14 protein-coding genes are annotated in these 16,141 nt (G+C 73.0%); 4 read left to right on the forward strand and 10 right to left on the reverse strand.

The annotated features are described in order from the left end of the window. Positions 1-20 precede the first annotated feature (20 nt). From fabF to ABZ783_RS06685, 5 genes are all read right to left on the reverse strand, one after another. On the reverse strand, positions 21-1,247 hold the full coding sequence (gene fabF, locus ABZ783_RS06665; protein WP_357434886.1) for a beta-ketoacyl-ACP synthase II: 1,227 nt from the start codon (positions 1,245-1,247) through the stop codon (positions 21-23). Positions 1,248-1,249: 2 nt separating this feature from the next. Next, the gene (locus tag ABZ783_RS06670) at positions 1,250-1,489 is read right to left on the reverse strand and encodes an acyl carrier protein (protein WP_007072348.1); all 240 of its coding nucleotides are present in this window, start codon (positions 1,487-1,489) and stop codon (positions 1,250-1,252) included. Between the two features lie 89 nt (positions 1,490-1,578). Further along, entirely contained in the window at positions 1,579-2,523 is a 945-nt protein-coding gene (locus ABZ783_RS06675; RefSeq protein WP_357434887.1) for a beta-ketoacyl-ACP synthase III, read from the reverse strand. Continuing rightward, entirely contained in the window at positions 2,520-3,689 is a 1,170-nt protein-coding gene (locus ABZ783_RS06680; RefSeq protein ID WP_357434888.1) for an acyltransferase domain-containing protein, read from the reverse strand. Before ABZ783_RS06680 ends, ABZ783_RS06675 begins: the two co-directional genes overlap by 4 nt. A gap of 78 nt (positions 3,690-3,767) precedes the next feature. Further along, positions 3,768-5,069, reverse strand: a complete 1,302-nt coding sequence (locus ABZ783_RS06685) for a helix-turn-helix domain-containing protein (protein WP_357434889.1) — start codon at positions 5,067-5,069, stop codon at positions 3,768-3,770. A gap of 236 nt (positions 5,070-5,305) precedes the next feature. Here ABZ783_RS06685 and ABZ783_RS06690 point away from each other — a divergent pair, with 236 nt between their 5' ends. Both ABZ783_RS06690 and ABZ783_RS06695 read left to right on the forward strand, forming a co-directional pair. Further along, entirely contained in the window at positions 5,306-5,641 is a 336-nt protein-coding gene (locus ABZ783_RS06690; protein ID WP_357434890.1) for a hypothetical protein, read from the forward strand. A 78-nt stretch (positions 5,642-5,719) separates the two neighbouring features. Then, entirely contained in the window at positions 5,720-6,646 is a 927-nt protein-coding gene (locus tag ABZ783_RS06695; protein WP_073833777.1) for an NADP-dependent oxidoreductase, read from the forward strand. 22 nt (positions 6,647-6,668) lie between these two features. On the opposite strand, the gene ABZ783_RS06700 is transcribed toward ABZ783_RS06695, so the two are convergent. Beyond that, positions 6,669-7,334 (reverse strand): hypothetical protein, encoded by a 666-nt coding sequence (locus tag ABZ783_RS06700; RefSeq protein WP_357434891.1) that lies wholly within the window; start codon positions 7,332-7,334, stop codon positions 6,669-6,671. A gap of 226 nt (positions 7,335-7,560) precedes the next feature. On the opposite strand from ABZ783_RS06700, the gene ABZ783_RS06705 reads away from it, so the two are divergent. Next, complete coding sequence (locus tag ABZ783_RS06705) at positions 7,561-8,157, forward strand: copper resistance protein CopC (RefSeq protein WP_357434892.1); 597 nt, start codon at positions 7,561-7,563, stop codon at positions 8,155-8,157. 76 nt (positions 8,158-8,233) lie between these two features. Here ABZ783_RS06705 and gltX read toward each other — a convergent pair whose 3' ends face one another. Genes gltX through ABZ783_RS06720 form a run of 3 tightly spaced genes read right to left on the reverse strand, consistent with a single transcriptional unit; the run spans position 8,234 to position 12,293 of the window. Further along, positions 8,234-9,643: a glutamate--tRNA ligase gene (gene gltX / locus ABZ783_RS06710; RefSeq protein ID WP_357434893.1), complete on the reverse strand. Its 1,410-nt coding sequence runs from the start codon at positions 9,641-9,643 to the stop codon at positions 8,234-8,236. 47 nt (positions 9,644-9,690) lie between these two features. After that, positions 9,691-10,968 carry an MFS transporter gene (locus tag ABZ783_RS06715; RefSeq protein WP_357434894.1) on the reverse strand — a complete coding sequence of 426 codons (1,278 nt, stop codon included), beginning with the start codon at positions 10,966-10,968 and terminating at the stop codon, positions 9,691-9,693. Continuing rightward, positions 10,965-12,293, reverse strand: coding sequence for a GH1 family beta-glucosidase (locus ABZ783_RS06720; RefSeq protein WP_357434895.1), 1,329 nt, complete (start codon positions 12,291-12,293; stop codon positions 10,965-10,967). Before ABZ783_RS06720 ends, ABZ783_RS06715 begins: the two co-directional genes overlap by 4 nt. A gap of 184 nt (positions 12,294-12,477) precedes the next feature. On the opposite strand from ABZ783_RS06720, the gene ABZ783_RS06725 reads away from it, so the two are divergent. Beyond that, complete coding sequence (locus ABZ783_RS06725; protein WP_073833776.1) at positions 12,478-12,924, forward strand: SRPBCC family protein; 447 nt, start codon at positions 12,478-12,480, stop codon at positions 12,922-12,924. Between the two features lie 289 nt (positions 12,925-13,213). Here the strand turns inward: ABZ783_RS06725 and aceE are convergent, their stop codons facing one another. Continuing rightward, complete coding sequence (gene aceE / locus ABZ783_RS06730) at positions 13,214-15,958, reverse strand: pyruvate dehydrogenase (acetyl-transferring), homodimeric type (protein WP_357434896.1); 2,745 nt, start codon at positions 15,956-15,958, stop codon at positions 13,214-13,216. Positions 15,959-16,141: the final 183 nt, after the last annotated feature.

The following is a 16,141-nucleotide window of genomic DNA, read 5'->3' on the forward strand; positions in this document are numbered from 1 at the left end:
GTGCCTCCCAGGCAGAGGGGTCAGGCCCGCGTGAAGACGAGAGCCACGTTGTGCCCGCCGAAACCGAACGCGTTGTTCAGCGCGGCGGGGATCTCCATGTGCCGTGCCTTGTGGGCGGCCACCTCCAGGGTGAGGCCGTCGTCCGGGTCGTCGAGGTTGATCGTCGGCGGCACGACCCCGTCGCGGATGGCCAGGATGGTGGCGATGGACTCCAGCGCCCCGGCCGCGCCGAGCAGGTGCCCGGTCATCGACTTGGTGGCTGACAGCACGGGATGGTCGCCCAGCGCCGTGCGCAGCGCGCCGATCTCCAGCATGTCGCCCACCGGCGTGGAGGTGGCGTGCGCGTTGACGTGCACGATATCCATCTTGGCGACATCCGAGTCCGCGATCGCCTTCCCGATTGCGCGGATCGCGCCCTCGCCCTCGGCGTGCGGCTGCACGATGTCGTACGCGTCCGAGGTGATGCCGGCGCCGGCGAGCCGGGCGTACACCCGGGCGCCGCGGGCGGCGGCGTGGTCGGCGCGCTCCAGGACCACCACGCCCGCGCCCTCGCCGAGCACGAAGCCGTCGCGGCCCTTGTCCCACGGCCGGGAGGCCTTCTCCGGCTCGTCGTTGCGGGTCGACATGGCCCGCATCGAGGCGAAACCGGCGATCGGCAGCGGGTGGATGACCGCCTCGGTGCCGCCGGCCACCACCACGTCGGCCCGGCCGGAGCGGATGATGTCCAGGCCGAGCGCGATCGCCTCCGCGCCGGTCGCGCACGCGCTGGCCACCGAGTGCACCCCGGCCTTGGCGCCCAGCTCCAGCCCCACCCAGGCGGCCGGGCCGTTCGGCATCAGCATCGGCACGGTGTGCGGGGAGACCCGCCGCGGGCCGGACGCCTCCAGGATGTCGTCCTGGGCGAGCAGGGTGGTGGCCCCGCCGATGCCGGAGCCGACGCTGACCGCCAGCCGCTCCGGGTCGAGCCCGGAATCGGCCAGCCCGGCGTCGGCCCAGGCCTGCTGGGCCGCGATGAGCGCGATCGCCTCGGACCGGTCCAGCCGGCGCAGCTTGACCCGGTCGAGCACCTCGGTGGGCTCCACGGCGAGTTGCGCCGCGATCCGGACCGTCAGTTGCGCCGCCCACTCCTGGGTGAGCGCACTCACCCCGGAGCGGCCGGCGAGCATGGCGTCCCAGGTCGACGCGACGTCCCCGCCGAGCGGGGTCGTCGCGCCGAGCCCGGTGACGACGACGTCGGGGCGACTCATGATCAGGACTGCGCCTCGATGTAGCTGACGGCGTCCCCGACGGTCTTGAGGTTCTGCACCTCGTTGTCCGGGATCTTGACGCCGAACTTCTCCTCGGCCGCCACCACGACCTCCACCATGGAGAGCGAGTCGACGTCGAGGTCGTCGGTGAAGGACTTCCCCTCGGCCACGTCGTCCGGGTTCACCCCGGCAACCTCTTCGAGGATCTCGGCGAGGCCGGCGGTGATCTCGTCACGGGTCATTGCGGTTGGTTCCTCTCATCGGGGGTTCACTCGACGGCCGGCGACGCCGGTCGTCACTCCTCGCGGCGCGCTCGCGCCGGAGGGGGTCTTCAGGGGCAGCGGACGACCTGACCGGCGTAGGTCAGACCGCCGCCGAAGCCGAACAGCAGCACCGGCGCACCCGCCGGCACCTCACGCCGCTCGACCAGCTTGGACAGGGCCAGCGGGACGCTCGCCGCCGAGGTGTTGCCGGACTCGACGATGTCCTTGGCGATGACCGCGTCGGGGATGTTCAGCCGCTTGGCGATGCCGTCGATGATCCGGGCGTTGGCCTGGTGCGGCACGAACGCGGCCAGCTCGGACGGGGCCACCCCGGCCTTCTCGCAGGCCTCCAGCGCGAGCGGGGCCAGCGCGGTGGTGGCCCAGCGGAACACCGCCTGCCCCTCCTGCGCGATGTACGGCCGCCAGCCCTCGATCCGGACCGCGTCGCTCTTCTCCGGCACCGAGCCCCAGACCACCGGCCCGACCCCGGCCGGCTCGCCCTCGGCGGTCGCGGTGACCACCGCGGCCCCGGCGCCGTCGCCGAAGATGATGCAGGTCGAGCGGTCGGTCCAGTCGGTGAAGTCGGAGAGCTTCTCCGCGCCGATGACGAGGGCGTTGCGCGCCGCCCCGGCCCGGATCGCGTGGTCCGCGGTGCCCAGCGCGTACCCGAAGCCCGAGCAGGCGGTGTTGACGTCGAACGCGGCCGGGGCGGCGATGCCCAGCTTCGCGGCGACCCGGCAGGCCACGTTCGGGCTGCGGTCGATCGAGGTGCAGGTGGCGACCACGACGAGGTCGATGTCGGCGGCGCTGAGGCCGGAGTTGGCCAGTGCCTTGCCGGCCGCGGCCGTGGCCATGTCGGCCACCGTCTCGTCACCGGCGATCCGCCGGGTGACGATGCCGACGCGGTCCCGGATCCACTCGTCGTTGGTGTCGACCAACTGCGCGATGTCGTCGTTGGTCACCACGCGGGCGGGCTGGTAGTGCCCCATCGCGACGATCCTGCTGCCGGTCATGCCTGTCCTCCGATGCGGGCGAGGGGCTGGCCCGGGGCGACCGGGTCGTCGTGGTGGGCGAGCCACTCGGTGAGCAGCCCGCTGTGGTGCGCGGTCACCTCGACCGGCCCCTGCCGGGTGGCGACGTGGCCGATGACCTGGCCGGCGCGCAGGTCGGTGCCCTCGGCCAGGCCGGTCAGCGGCTCGAAGGTCCCGGCGGCGGGGGCGACCACCACCCGGAACTGGATCGCCGGCTCGTGGCCGCTCAGGCCGCTGTGCCGGGCGATCAGGTCCCGCGCGGCGGGCAGGTCGGCGGGGGTGTTCAGGGTGACGATCTCGGGCGCCCCCTCGCCCTTGAGCTCGCGCTTGACCAGGCCGGCCAGGGTGCCGGCCGGCGGCAGCTCGATCACGCCGGTGACCCCGAGGTCGGCCAGGGTCCGCATGCACAGGTCCCAGCGGACCGGGGCGGTGACCTGCCGGACCAGCCGCTGCACCATCTCCCGGCCGTGGTTGACGGCGGCGCCGTCCCGGTTGGAGAGCAGGATCCGGGCCGGGTCGCCCGGCACGATGCCGCCGGCCACGGTGGCCAGGGCGGCCTCGGCCGGGGCCATGTACGGGGTGTGGAAGGCGCCGGCGACCTGGAGCCGGATGACCCGGGCCTTCGCCGGCGGCTCGGCGGCCAGCTTCTCCAGGCCGGCCACCGCGCCCGCGGCGACAACCTGGCCGGTGCCGTTGCGGTTGGCCGGGTGCAGCCCGTGCGCCTCGATGGCGGCGAGCACCTCGTCCGGGTCGCCGCCGAGCACGGCGGCCATCCCGGTGGGCTCCAGCGCGCAGGCGGCGGCCATCTCCCGGCCGCGTACGCCGGCGAGGGTGACGGCCGCCTCGGCGGGCAGCACCCCGGCCAGGGCGGCGGCACTCAGCTCGCCCACGCTGTGGCCGGCGACCAGCGCGACGTCGTACATCGGCAGGTGCTCCGCGGCGAGCAGCGCGGCCGCGACGAGCAGCGGCTGCGTGCGGGCGGTGTCCTTGATCTCGTCCGCGTCCGCCTGGGTGCCGAGGTGCACCAGATCGACTCCCGCCAGCGCGGACCACCAGCGCAGGCGCGCCTCGGCGCCGGGCAGGTCGAGCCAGGGAGTCAGGAAGCCGGGTTTCTGGGAACCCTGTCCGGGTGAGAGAACGGCGAGCACGTCTACGACTCTGACGGATACTCGCGGGTCGCGCTGTAACGCACGGCACCAAACCGCACTAGGAGCGTTGGAGGAACCCTACAAAAATCGGCGACGATCATCACCTGTCTGTGCTGCTTTCCGGGCACCTGGGGCCAATGCCTGGTTCGGGACCGGAGCGACGGCCGGGACGACCGGGTCGAGCCGCCCCACGGTCAGCGCCACCTGCAGGGCGAACGCGTCCCGCGGCGCGAACGGCGAGAAGCCGGTCACCTCGGCGACCCGCTTGAGTCGGTAACGCACCGTGTTGGGGTGCACGAAGAGCGCCCGGGCGGCGCTCTCCAACGTGCCGCCGGCGGCGAAGAAGGCGTCCAGGGTCTCCAGCAGTTCACCCCCGGCGCGGACCAGCGCCGCGTACACGTCGTGGCGCAGCCGGCGGCGGGCCTCGGCGTCACCCGCCAGGGCCCGCTCGGGCAGCAGGTCGGCGGCGGCCACCGGGCAGGGGGCGGTCGGCCAGGCCGGCGCCGCGCGGAACCCGGCCAGCGCGGCCCGCGCCGAGTCCGTCGCCTCGTCCAGGCTGGGTACGGCCGGACCCACCACCACCGGCCCCTCCCCGAACGCGGTCAGCAGCTTCTCCGTCGCCGTCACCGGGTCCGCCGCCCCGCCGAGCACGATGACCAGCCGGTCGCCGTGCACGCCGCCGATCACCTCGACCCCGATCCGGCGGGCCTGCCGGTAGACGGTGTGCAGCACGGCGGCCACCTCGCCGCCGGGGGAGCGCCCGACCGCCACCGCCACCGGGGGCGCGTCCGTCCAGCCCAGCGCCGCCGCCCGGCTGGCCAGCACGTCCGGCGAGTCGCCGCGCAGCAGCGCGTCCACCAGCAACGCCTGCAGCCGGGCGTCCCACGAGCCGCGCGACTCGGCGGCGCGGGCGTACACCCGGGCGGCGGCGAAGGCGATCTCGCGGGAGAAGCGCAGCACCGCCTCCCGCAGCGGCTGCTCCTCGCCCTCGGCGGCCAGGTGCGCCACCTGCTCCTCGACCACCTCGATGGTCACCTTGATCAGCGCGACGGTCTGTTGGAGGCTGATCGAGCGGGCCAGGGCCTGGGGTGCGGCGGCGAAGACCTCGTCCGACACCTCCTGGGTGCTGTCGGTCGCGCCGCCGCCCTGGCGCAGCCACTGCACCAGCGACCGGACGCCGGCCTGGGCGACCAGCATGACCCAGGACCGCTGGTCCGCCGGCAGTTCCCGGAACCAGGGCAGCGCCTCGTCCATCCGGGCCACGCTGGCGGTGGCCAGGGCCCCCGCCGCCCGTTCGATCCGGCGCAGCGTGGCCGGCAGTTCGGTGCCGCCCGGTTCGCTCACCGGTCCAGCCTGACATGCCCTGACCAGGGCCGGCACATCGAGGGTGGGCGGCGGCCGGGCTGGCCCGGCCGGTCCCGCCCGGCACCGAGGTGCTGGCCGGCCTGGAACTGGGCGGCATCCGGTGGCCGCCACGCCGACCGCCGGCCCGATCCCGGGTCGCAGCGGATCTCCACGGGTACGCGCTGTTCAGTCCGTCGGGCCCGGCCAGTACGGTGTCAGGGCACGCCCGGGGTGACCGCCGGGCGGGCGATGGCGAACGTGAGGAGACCGGGATGGCGCACGGGGAGGCCGAGAACGGCTGCGCCCAGGGTGAGCCCTGCCGGCCGGGGCCCCACGACCAGCCGGTGTCCGCCAAGCACCCGCGCCGGGCCGGCCTGACCCATCCGGCGGAGACGCCCGCCGGCTGGGGGCCGGAGCGCGGGGACGACGACCCGCCCGCGCCACGGCAGCGGGCCGCCGAGCAGGTGTTGCCGGCCCTGCCCGAGCCGGTGCCGAGCCAGGGCTGCTGCAGCGACCTGCCCGGCTGGGCTGGGGCGCACCAGCACGGCGCGGTGCGGCCCCGCAACCGTATGGTCCGTCGGGAGCGGCCACCGCGCCGCTGGTGCTGATCACTCGCCGACTCGCCTTGCTACGACAATTTGGCCGCCCGGCAAGCCCGGCCATTGTTCGGCGCTAGCGTGGGCAGCGTGAAGGCGATCGCGATCGACGCGTACGGCTCGGCGGACCAGCTCACCCTGCGCGAGCTGCCCACCCCGCCGGTCGGGCCGGACACGGTCCTGGTCCGGGTGCGCGTCGCCGGGGTGAACCCGGTCGACTGGAAGGTCCGCGAGGGCCACCTGGCCGGCGGCATGCCGGCGCACTTCCCGCTGGTGCCCGGCTGGGACGCGGCTGGGGTGGTCGAGGCGGTCGGCCCGGCGGTGACCGGCTTCGCGGTGGGCGACGAGGTGATCGGGTACGTCCGACGCGACGACGTCCAGCACGGCACGTACGCGGAGCTGGTGCCCGCCCCGGAGCGCTGTCTCGCCGACAAGCCGGTCCAGGCGTCCTGGCCGGAGGCGGGTGGCCTGCCGCTGGCCGGGCTGACGGCGTACCAGGCGTTGCAGCTGGCCCGGACGGGCGCCAACGACACGGTCCTGGTGCACGGCGCGTCCGGCGGGGTGGGGCACCTGGCGGTGCAGTTGGCCCGGGCGCTCGGCGCCGGCAAGGTGATCGGCACGACCAGCGAGGCCAACCACGACTTCGTCCGGTCGTTGGGTGCCGAACCGGTCAGCTACGGCGCCGGCCTGCTGGACCGGATCCGCGCGGTCGCGCCCGACGGGGTGGACGTGGCGCTGGACCTCTTCGGCGGCGAGGCGCTGGACGTCTCGGCCGAGCTGCTCGCCCGGCCGGCCCGGCTGGTCTCCACCGCCGACCCGGAGCATGTCACCCGGCTCGGCGGCAGCTACCTCTTCGTGAAGCCGTCCACCGCCGACCTGAGTGTGCTGGCCGGGCTGGTCGACGCCGACCGGCTCACCGTGCACGTGGCCCGGACCTTCCCGCTGGCCGAGGCCGCCGAGGCGCAGCGCCTGGTGGCGGCGGGGCACGTCCGGGGCAAGGTGGTGCTGGAGGTCTGAGCCGGGCGCCGGGGCGACCGGCTCAGCGGGTGCGGCGGCGGACCAGCAGCGCGATCCCGGCGAGCCCGGCGGTGATGACCACCACCACCCCGACGTTGAGCAGCAGCAGTCGCTGGAGTTCGGTCATCGCCGCGTCGATGTCCTGCACCGGGTTCAGCGTGTCCTCCGGGAGGACCCGCTCGCCGCCGCCGAGACCGCCGCTGAGCGTGTCGAACTGCCGCTCCAGCGGCACACCGACGGAGCGCAGCGTCTCGGACATGTTCAGCCGGCCGAAGAACCAGCCGGCCCGGGCCTTGCTCAGGTCGGGCTGCTTGGCCGGCCGGTAGATCCGGGGCCCACCCTTGGCGAGCGGGTAGAGGTCGTAGGTCTTCACCGGCACTCCGGCGGTCAGCACCACGACGGTGTACTTCGGACCGAGGTCCTGCGCGGCCGGGCCGCGCTGCTGCCCGGTCCGGGCCAGCCAGCTCACCTGGTCGATGACCGCGTTCACCTGGGCGGGTTGGGTGTCGGCGCGCAGCTGCAGCGGCTGGTCCAGTTGGTCGCCGGTGATGTCCACCCCGGCCGGTGCGAGCTTGGGCCCGGGCCCGGCCGCCCGGGCCGCCGGCGGGCCGCTCAGGAGCAGCGTGCACGTGGTCGCGAGCACCACGCCCGTCACGGCCACCAGCAGTCGCGACACCCTTCGGATCATCGCCGCCTCCTCGCCCCGTTCGATGGCTGGCTTCCGCTGCAGGTCACGCTGTATCGGCTGACGGTGGTGGCTGCCCGGCGAGAACCGGGTGCCCACCTCAAAGACTCCGCAGAACGTCATTCGGTTGCAGCTGCTGGAAGAGTATTTGGAACTATCTGTGATCTGTGGCCGACTAATGTGAGCGGCCGTTGATCAGCGGCCGGATCGTACCCGGACGGAGGGGCTCATGGGGGGCACGATGGCCCGTGCGGCGCGTACCTGGCTGGTGGTTCTCGGGGTGGCGGTGGGGGCCGTGCTGCTGCCGGCCAGCCCCGCCGCCGCGCACAACTCGTTGACCGGCAGCGATCCGAAAAACGGGGCCCGGGTGGCGACCGCGCCGAAGCGGATCGAGCTCCGCTTCCTGGCCACCCTGTCGCCCGGTACGACGAAGATCACAGTGACCGGGCCGGATGACGCCCCCGCCTCCGGCGGCGATCCGACCTTCTCCGGCAAGCGGGTGAGCGTGCCGTTCACCCCCGGGCCGGCCGGCGTCTACACCGTCGCCTACCAGGTCGGCTCGACCGACGGGCACCCGATCAAGGGACAGGTCAGCTTCACCCTGACCACCGGTGTGGCCCCGGCCACCCCCTCGGCCAGTGCGTCGCCGACCACCCCGGCGCCCTCGACCCCGGTGGCCGAGGCGACCTCGGCGAACCCCGCCCCGGTTTCGTCGCGCTCCGACGACGGCGGCGGCACCGGCCTGTGGTGGGCGCTCGCGGCGGTGGTGGCGCTCGTCGCGCTGGGCGGCGGGCTGCTGCTGCGCCGGCGCTCCGCCCGCCGCTGAACCGCCCGGCAGCTCTCCACCGCCGTACGACGAAGGGGCCCGCCGGACGACCGGCGGGCCCCTTCGCGATGCGAGGTCAGACCAGGCGCACCCGGGCGGCGCGCAGCCGGGTCAGGGCGCGCTCGCGGCCCAGCACCTCGAGGGACTCGAAGAGCGGCAGGCCGACCGTACGGCCGGTGACCGCCACCCGGACCGGTGCCTGCGCCTTGCCCAGCTTCAGGCCCCGCTCCGCGCCGACCGCCTCCAGCGTGGACTTCAGCGACTCGGCGTCCCAGGACTCCAGCGCCTCGAACGCGGCGATCGCCGCCTCCAGCAGCTCGGCCGCGCCCTCCTTCATCGCCTTCGCCCAGGCCGCCTCGTCGATCAGCGGGTCGGCCAGGAAGAGAAAGTCGACGTTCGGCACGATCTCGCTGAGCACCGCGATCCGGGTCTGCGCCAGCGGCGCCACCGCGGCGAACGCGGCCGGGTCGAACTCCTCCGGCTGCCACGGGGGCGGGGCGATGGTCCCGGTCCCGGTCAGCCACGGCTGGCAGGCGCCGATGAAGTCCTCCACCGGCAGCGCGCGGATGTATTCGCCGTTGAACGCGCGCAGCTTCTTCTCGTCGAAGAACGCCGGGGAGGGGTTCACCTCATCCAGCCGGAACTCCTCCTCGATCACCGACCAGGGCACGATCTCCCGGTCGCCGGAGGGAGCCCAGCCGAGCAGCATCAGGTAGTTGCGCATCGCCTCGGCGAGGTAGCCCTCGTCCCGGTACGCCTCCAGGGCGACCTTGTCCCGCCGCTTGGACAGCTTCTGCCGCTTCTCGTTCACCACCACGGGCACGTGCGCCCAGACCGGCGGCTTGACCCCGAGGGCGTCCCAGAGCAGCTGCTGCTTCGGGGTGTTGGGCAGGTGCTCCTCGGCCCGGATCACGTGGGTGATCCCCATGGTCATGTCGTCGACCACGTTGGCGAGCAGGAACACCGGCGAGCCGTCACCGCGGGCGATGACGAAGTCCTCGATCAGCTTGTTCTCGAAGGTCGGCTCGCCGCGGATCAGGTCGACCACCACGGTCTCGCCCTCGTCGGGGGTACGGAAGCGCAGGGCCCGCCCCGCGCCGGGCCCGAGCCCGCGGTCCCGGCAGAAGCCGTCGTACCCGGCGTACTGGGAGCCGGTACGCGCCTGCACGTCCTCACGGGTGCAGTCGCAGTAGTACGCCCGGCCGCTCTCGTACAGCCGCTGGGCCGCGGCGCGGTGCTCACCGGCGTACGACGACTGGAAGTACGGGCCCTCGTAGCTGCCCCGCTCGATGCCGATCCAGTCGAGCGCCGACAGGATGCCCTCGGTCCACTCCGGCTTGTTGCGGGCCGCGTCGGTGTCCTCGATGCGGAGCACGAACACCCCGCCCTGCTGCTTGGCGTAGATCCAGTTCTGCAGGGCCGAGCGGGCGCCGCCGACGTGGAACATACCGGTCGGGGAAGGGGCGAAGCGTACACGTACCGTCACGTCCCCAGCCTACGGCGGGCGGCGAGCCGATTTGAGCGAGGGGGCGGTCAGGGTACCGATCTGATCTTCAGCACCAGGGCGCTGCCGAGCAGGGTGACCGCCGCGGTGACCGCGTACAGGGTGGGGTAGCCGCCCAGGTGGACGACGATCGGGGCGGAGAGGGCCGGGCCGAGCACCTGCGGCGCGGAGTTGGCGATGTTGATCACTCCGAGGTCCTTGGCCCGGTCGGTGGCGGCCGGCAGCACCTGGGTGATCAGCGCCGCGTCCACCGCCAGGTAGACGCCGTAGCCGGCGCCGAGCAGCAGCGCGGCGGTGACCGCCATCGGCCAGACCGGTGCCACGGCCAGCAGCAGGGCCGCCACTGCCATGATCAGCCCGGAGACGATCACGAAGACCTTGCGCCGGCCGGACCGGTCCGACAGGCGCCCGGCCACCACGGCGGTCAGCATCATGCCGAGCGTGTAGAGCAGGATCAGCACCAGCAGCGCGCCCTCGGGGTCGGGCACGCGCACCCCGTCGGCGAGGAAGTAGAGCAGGTAGAGCGTGCCCAGCGCGTTGCCGGTCTGGACCAGGAACCGGGTGAACCAGGCCCAGGCGAAGTCGGGGTGCCGGCGCGGGCTGATCCACATCGAGGCGAGCAGCCCGCGCAACCGCAGCGCCGGGCGGTGCTCCCGGGGCAGCGGGTCGTCCTCGGTGAGCAGCGCGAACGGCAGCGACAGCAGCAGCACGGCGAGGGCGACGGCGGCGTACCCGGCGGCGTTGCCGGTGACCACGGCGGTGACCAGCACCGCCCCGAGCACCAGGCCGAGCGCCTGCGGGATGCCCACCCAGCCGGAGACGCCACCGCGCTGGGCGACCGGCACCCGGTCCGGGATGGCGGCGGTGAGGCTGGCCAGCATCGCGTTGAAGCACACCTGCGCGGCCACCCAGCCGATCGCCACCCCGGCGATGCTGTCCTGCCGGGCCAGCAGCACCAGGGCGAGCGCGCCGAGCACCGCGCCGGACGCGGTCCACACGTGCCGCCGGCCGAGGTGCCGGCCCGCCAGCCGGAGCACGGTCCGGTCGGACAGCGCGCCGGCGAGCGGATTGGCCAGCACCGCGGCGAGCGCGCCGAGTCCGGTGACGACCGCGAGCATGGCCTCCTTGTCGCCCGGCGCGATCCGCTCCACCTGCTGCGGCAGCAGCACCTGGATCGGGGTGAAGAACGCCATCCAGACGCCGAGGTTGGCCGCGAAGATCAGCGCGATCCAGCTCCGCCGCACCGGCACGGTCGGCTCGGCGAGCGCCGCCGGCAGTGCGGCCGGCGTCGGGTCGACCGTGGTCATCGTCGCACCAGATCGCGGAACCAGACGTACGAGGACTTCGGGGTACGCCGTTGGGTGGCGTAGTCGACGTGCACCAGGCCGAACCGCTTGGTGAAGCCCTCCGCCCACTCCCAGTTGTCGAGCAGGGACCAGACGAAGTACCCGGTCACCTCGACCCCGGCGTCGATCGCCTCGCGGACCGCCCGCACGTGCCCGGCCAGGTACGCGATCCGCTCCGGGTCGTGCACCCGGCCGTCGGCGTCCGGCCCATCGTCGTACGCGCAGCCGCTCTCGGTGACCTGGATCGGCGGCAGCCGGTCCCCGTACCGGTCGCGGAGCTGGAGCAGCAGGTCGCGGAGCCCGTCCGGGGCCACCGGCCAGTCGAACGCGGTCCGGGGGTAGCCGGTCAGCGGCACGATCTCGAACGGCAGCGGCGAGTCCTCCTCGGCGGCCCGGATGCCGGTCGGGTTGTAGTAGTTCACCCCGAGCACGTCGACCGGGGCGGCGATCACGTCGAGGTCCCCGGCGCGGACCAGCGCGGGGTCGAGGCCTGGCACCTCCGGATAACCCTGGGCGAGCAGCGGGTCGGTGAAGAGCCGGTTGTGCAGCGCGTCGTACGCCACCCCGGCGGCCCGGTCGGCGTCGGTGTGCCCGGCCAGCCGCACCGGGGAGTAGTTGTTCGCGATGGCGACCGGGCTGGTGCTGCGGGCGCGCAGCGCGGCGACCGCGAGGCCGTGCCCGAGGAGCTGGTGGTGGGCCACCGGAAAGGCGTCGAAGAGCAGCATCCGGCCGGGTGCGTGCACGCCCATGCCGTGCCCGAGGCTCATGTGGATGAACGGTTCGTTGAGGGTGATCCAGAGCTTCACCCGGTCGCCGAGGCGGGCGGCGACCAGGTCGGCGTACTCGGCGAAGCGGTGGGCGGTGTCGCGGTTGAGCCAGCCGCCGGCGTCCTCCAGGGCCTGCGGCAGGTCCCAGTGGAAGAGGGTGGCCACCGGGTCCACGCCCCGGTCGAGCAGCCCGTCCACCAGCCGCTCGTAGAAGTCCAGCCCGGCCGGGTTGGCCGCGCCCGTGCCGGTGGGCCGCACCCGGGGCCAGGCGATGGAGAACCGGTAGGCGGACACCCCGAGCCCGGCGAGCAGCGTGAGGTCCTCAGCGTACCGGTGGTAGTGGTCGCACGCCTCGTCGCCGGTGCTGCCGTCGACGATCCGGCCCGGGGAGTGGGCGAAGGTGTCCCAGATGGACGGTCCCCGGCTGTCGGCGCCGGCCGCGCCCTCGATCTGGTAGGCGGAGGTGGACACTCCCCATCGGAAACCGCTGGGGAACTCGGGCATCGGCGCGGTCGTCATTCGCCCTCCCGGAAACACGAATCGTGTTCGGGACTCTAGGACGCGGACCGGTGATGCGCCATAGGCCGGGGAGGCCGGCTAGTGCAAGGGTTTTCGGCGTGTCTTTTCCGAACCCGTCCGGGTAAGTCCGTTTTTGCGCATACAGTGCGTAATATCGCGGATGTCCTTAGTGGGGGAAGACGACATGATCCTCGTGGAACGCAGTGCGCACGTGATGGCGCCGGTGGAAGCGGTCTGGGGCGTCGTGCAGCGGGCCGAGCAGTTGCCGGCATGGCTGGCGGGGGTTCGCGCGGCCGAGGTCCTCTCGGGGGAGGGCTTCGGCCGGCGACAACTGGTCCAGGCCGGGCGCGGCGCGGCGCACGAGGCCGAGGTGATCGCCTACCAGGAGCCGACCCTGATCGGGTGGCGCGAACGGGCCAGGGGCGCCGGCGCCCGGGCCGAGGCGCGCACCGAGATCTACGTGCAGCTGACCCCGGACGAGGAGGAGGGCGGGACGGTCGTGCGGCTCATCGTCGTACGGTGGCCCGCCGGGCCGGTCAAGGCCGCCCTGCTCCGGCTCGGCCTGCGTCGGGTCGGCGCCGACCTGGAGGACTCGCTGGCCCGGCTGACCGACCTGGCCGCCGTCGGTTGACCCAGCCGGTCCCGGCGTCGCCCGCGATGGTGATGGTCCGGCGTCCCCGCCAGGGACGCCGGACCATCGTCCACTGTGCCGCCAGTCGGTCGGCGCTCGGTTCCGGCGCCGAGGCGGGCGACCGCCTCCGGGCCGCCCAAGGTCGTGCTGCTTCCTGGATCCAGTGGCATCCAAGCCACGCCGAGGCCACTACATCCTGGATCGTGCACGATCACCGACGGCCGAGGAGCACCGCCAGAGACGACGAAAGGCCCGGCGCGGGTGCGCCGGGCCCTTCGTACCGGATGGGTCAGCTGTCGCCGCCGGTCTCGCCGACCGGGGCGGCGTTGACGTCCTCCAGCGCGTACTTCCGGGCGGCCTCGGCCGGCACGTGGGCCGGCACCGCGCCGCGGAGGGCGAGCTGGCGCAGCGTCGCGACGGTCACCGACTCGGCGTCCACGTGGAAGTGCCGGCGCAGCGCGTGCCGGGTGTCCGACATGCCGAAGCCGTCGGTGCCGAGCGAGGTGTAGTCGCCGGGTACCCAGCGGGCGATCAGGTCCGGTACCGCGCGCATCCAGTCGCTGACCGCGACCTTCGGCCCCTCGGCGTCGGCCAGTTTCCGCTGGATGTACGGCACTCGCTGCTCGGCGCCCGGGTTGAGAAGGTTGTGCTCCTCGCACTCCACCGCGTCCCGGCGCAGCTCGGTCCAGGAGGTCACCGACCAGACGTCGGCGGCCACGCCCCAGTCCTCGGCGAGCAGTTGCTGCGCCTTGAGCGCCCACTGCATGCCGGTGCCGGAGGCGAGGATGTTCGCCTTCGGCGCGTCCCCGCCGACCTGCGGCGCGGGGGAGTAGCGGTAGATGCCCTTGACGATGCCCTCGACGTCCACGCCCTGCGGCTCGGCCGGCTGGAAGATCGGCTCGTTGTAGACGGTGAGGTAGTAGAAGATGTTCTCCTGCGCCTCGCCGTACATCCGGTGCAGGCCGTTCTCCATGATGTGCGCGATCTCGTACGCGAACGCCGGGTCGTAGGCGACCACCGCCGGGTTGGTGGCGGCGATCAGCAGCGAGTGACCGTCCTCGTGCTGGAGGCCCTCACCGTTGAGCGTGGTCCGGCCGGCGGTCGCGCCGAGCAGGAAGCCCCGCGCCATCTGGTCGGCCGCGGCCCACAGCCCGTCGGCGGTCCGCTGGAACCCGAACATCGAGTAGAAGATGTACATCGGGATCATCGGCTCGCCGTGGGTGGCGTACGAGGTGCCGGCCGCGGTGAACGAGGCGACCGAGCCGGCCTCGTTGATCCCCTCGTGCAGGATCTGGCCGCCGGTGGCCTCCTTGTAGGACAGGAACAGGTCCCGGTCCACCGAGGTGTACCGCTGGCCGTGCGGCGAGTAGATCTTCGCGGTCGGGAAGAGCGAGTCCATGCCGAAGGTGCGCGCCTCGTCCGGGATGATCGGCACCCACCGCTTGCCGAACTCCTTGTCCTTCATCACGTCCTTGAGCAGGCGGACGAAGGCCATGGTGGTGGCCACCTTCTGCTTGCCCGAGCCCCGCTTGACGTCGGAGAAGCGCTCGCTGCCCGGGATCTGGAGGACCTTGCCGGTGGTCCGCCGGGTCGGCAGGTAGCCGCCGAGCTGCTTCCGCCGCTCGTGCAGGTACTCGATCTCCTCGGACTTCTCACCCGGGTGGTAGTACGGCGGGAGGTAAGGGTTCTCCTCCAGCTGCTTGTCCGGGATGTCCAGGTAGAGCCGGTCGCGGAAGAGCTTCAAGTCCTCCAGCGTCAGCTTCTTCATCTGGTGGGTGGCGTTGCGGGCCTCGAAGTGCGAACCGAGCGTCCAGCCCTTGATGGTCTTGGCCAGGATCACCGTCGGCTGGCCGGTGTGCTCCATCGCCGCCTTGTAGGCCGCGTAGAGCTTGCGGTAGTCGTGGCCACCCCGCTTGAGGTTCCAGATCTCGTCGTCGCTGAGGTGCTCGACCATCTTGCGAGTGCGCGGGTCGCGGCCGAAGAAGTGCTCCCGGACGTACGCCCCGGACTCCGCCTTGTAGGTCTGGTAGTCGCCGTCGGGCGTGGTGTTCATCAGGTTGACCAGGGCACCGTCGGTGTCCGCCGCGAGCAGCGGGTCCCACTCGCGGCCCCAGACCACCTTGATCACGTTCCAGCCGGCGCCCCGGAAGAACGCCTCCAGCTCCTGCATGACCTTGCCGTTGCCCCGGACCGGGCCGTCCAGCCGCTGCAGGTTGCAGTTGATCACGAAGGTGAGGTTGTCCAGCTCCTCGCGGGCGGCCACGCCGATCGCGCCGAGCGACTCCACCTCGTCCATCTCGCCGTCGCCGAGGAAGGCCCAGACGTGCTGCTGCGAGGTGTCCTTGATGCCCCGGTGGTGCAGGTACCGGTTGAACCGGGCCTGGTAGACCGCGTTGATCGGCCCGAGGCCCATCGAGACGGTGGGGAACTCCCAGAAGTCCGGCATCAGCCGCGGGTGCGGGTACGACGGCAGCCCACCGCCCGGGTGCGACAGCTCCTGGCGGAAGCCGTCGAGCTGGTCCTCGCTGAGCCGCCCCTCCATGAAGGCCCGCGCGTACATGCCGGGGGAGGCGTGGCCCTGGTAGAAGATGTGGTCGCCGCCGCCCGGATGGTCCTTGCCCCGGAAGAAGTGGTTGAAGCCGACCTCGTAGAGCGACGCCGAGCTGGCGAAGGTGGAGATGTGGCCGCCCACGCCGATCTCGGGACGCTGCGCCCGGTGCACCAGCATGGCGGCGTTCCACCGGATGTAGGCCCGGATCCGCCGCTCGATGTGCTCGTCGCCCGGGAACCACGGCTCGCGCTCCGGCGGGATGGTGTTGATGTAGTCGGTGGTGGTCAGGGACGGCACCCCGACCTGGCGCTCGCGGGCCCGCTCCAGCAGGCGCAGCATGACGTAGCGGGCGCGCTTTGTCCCGCGCTCGTCGATGACACCGTCGAGCGACTCGACCCATTCGCTGGTCTCTTCAGGGTCGATGTCCGGAAGCTGGCTCGGCAGACCAGCGGTGATCACCGGGCGCTTGCGTTCCGTAGCCACAGGCGTTCCCTCGGTTCTGTGTGGGATAGGTCTCTAGCGCCATCCTGCCCCCTCGTGGCGCATGCCGTCACGTCTCCCTGCCCCAGACGCGACGCTGAACACAGGTACCCGCCGGTAACTTAGGGCGTTCCAGGGATGCGCTAGCAGCGTGCCCGCCGCCGCGCCCGGTTCGCGGCGCGCTCC

The sequence above is a fragment of the Micromonospora sp. NPDC047738 genome, from assembly GCF_040642675.1.
GTDB lineage: Bacteria > Actinomycetota > Actinomycetes > Mycobacteriales > Micromonosporaceae > Micromonospora.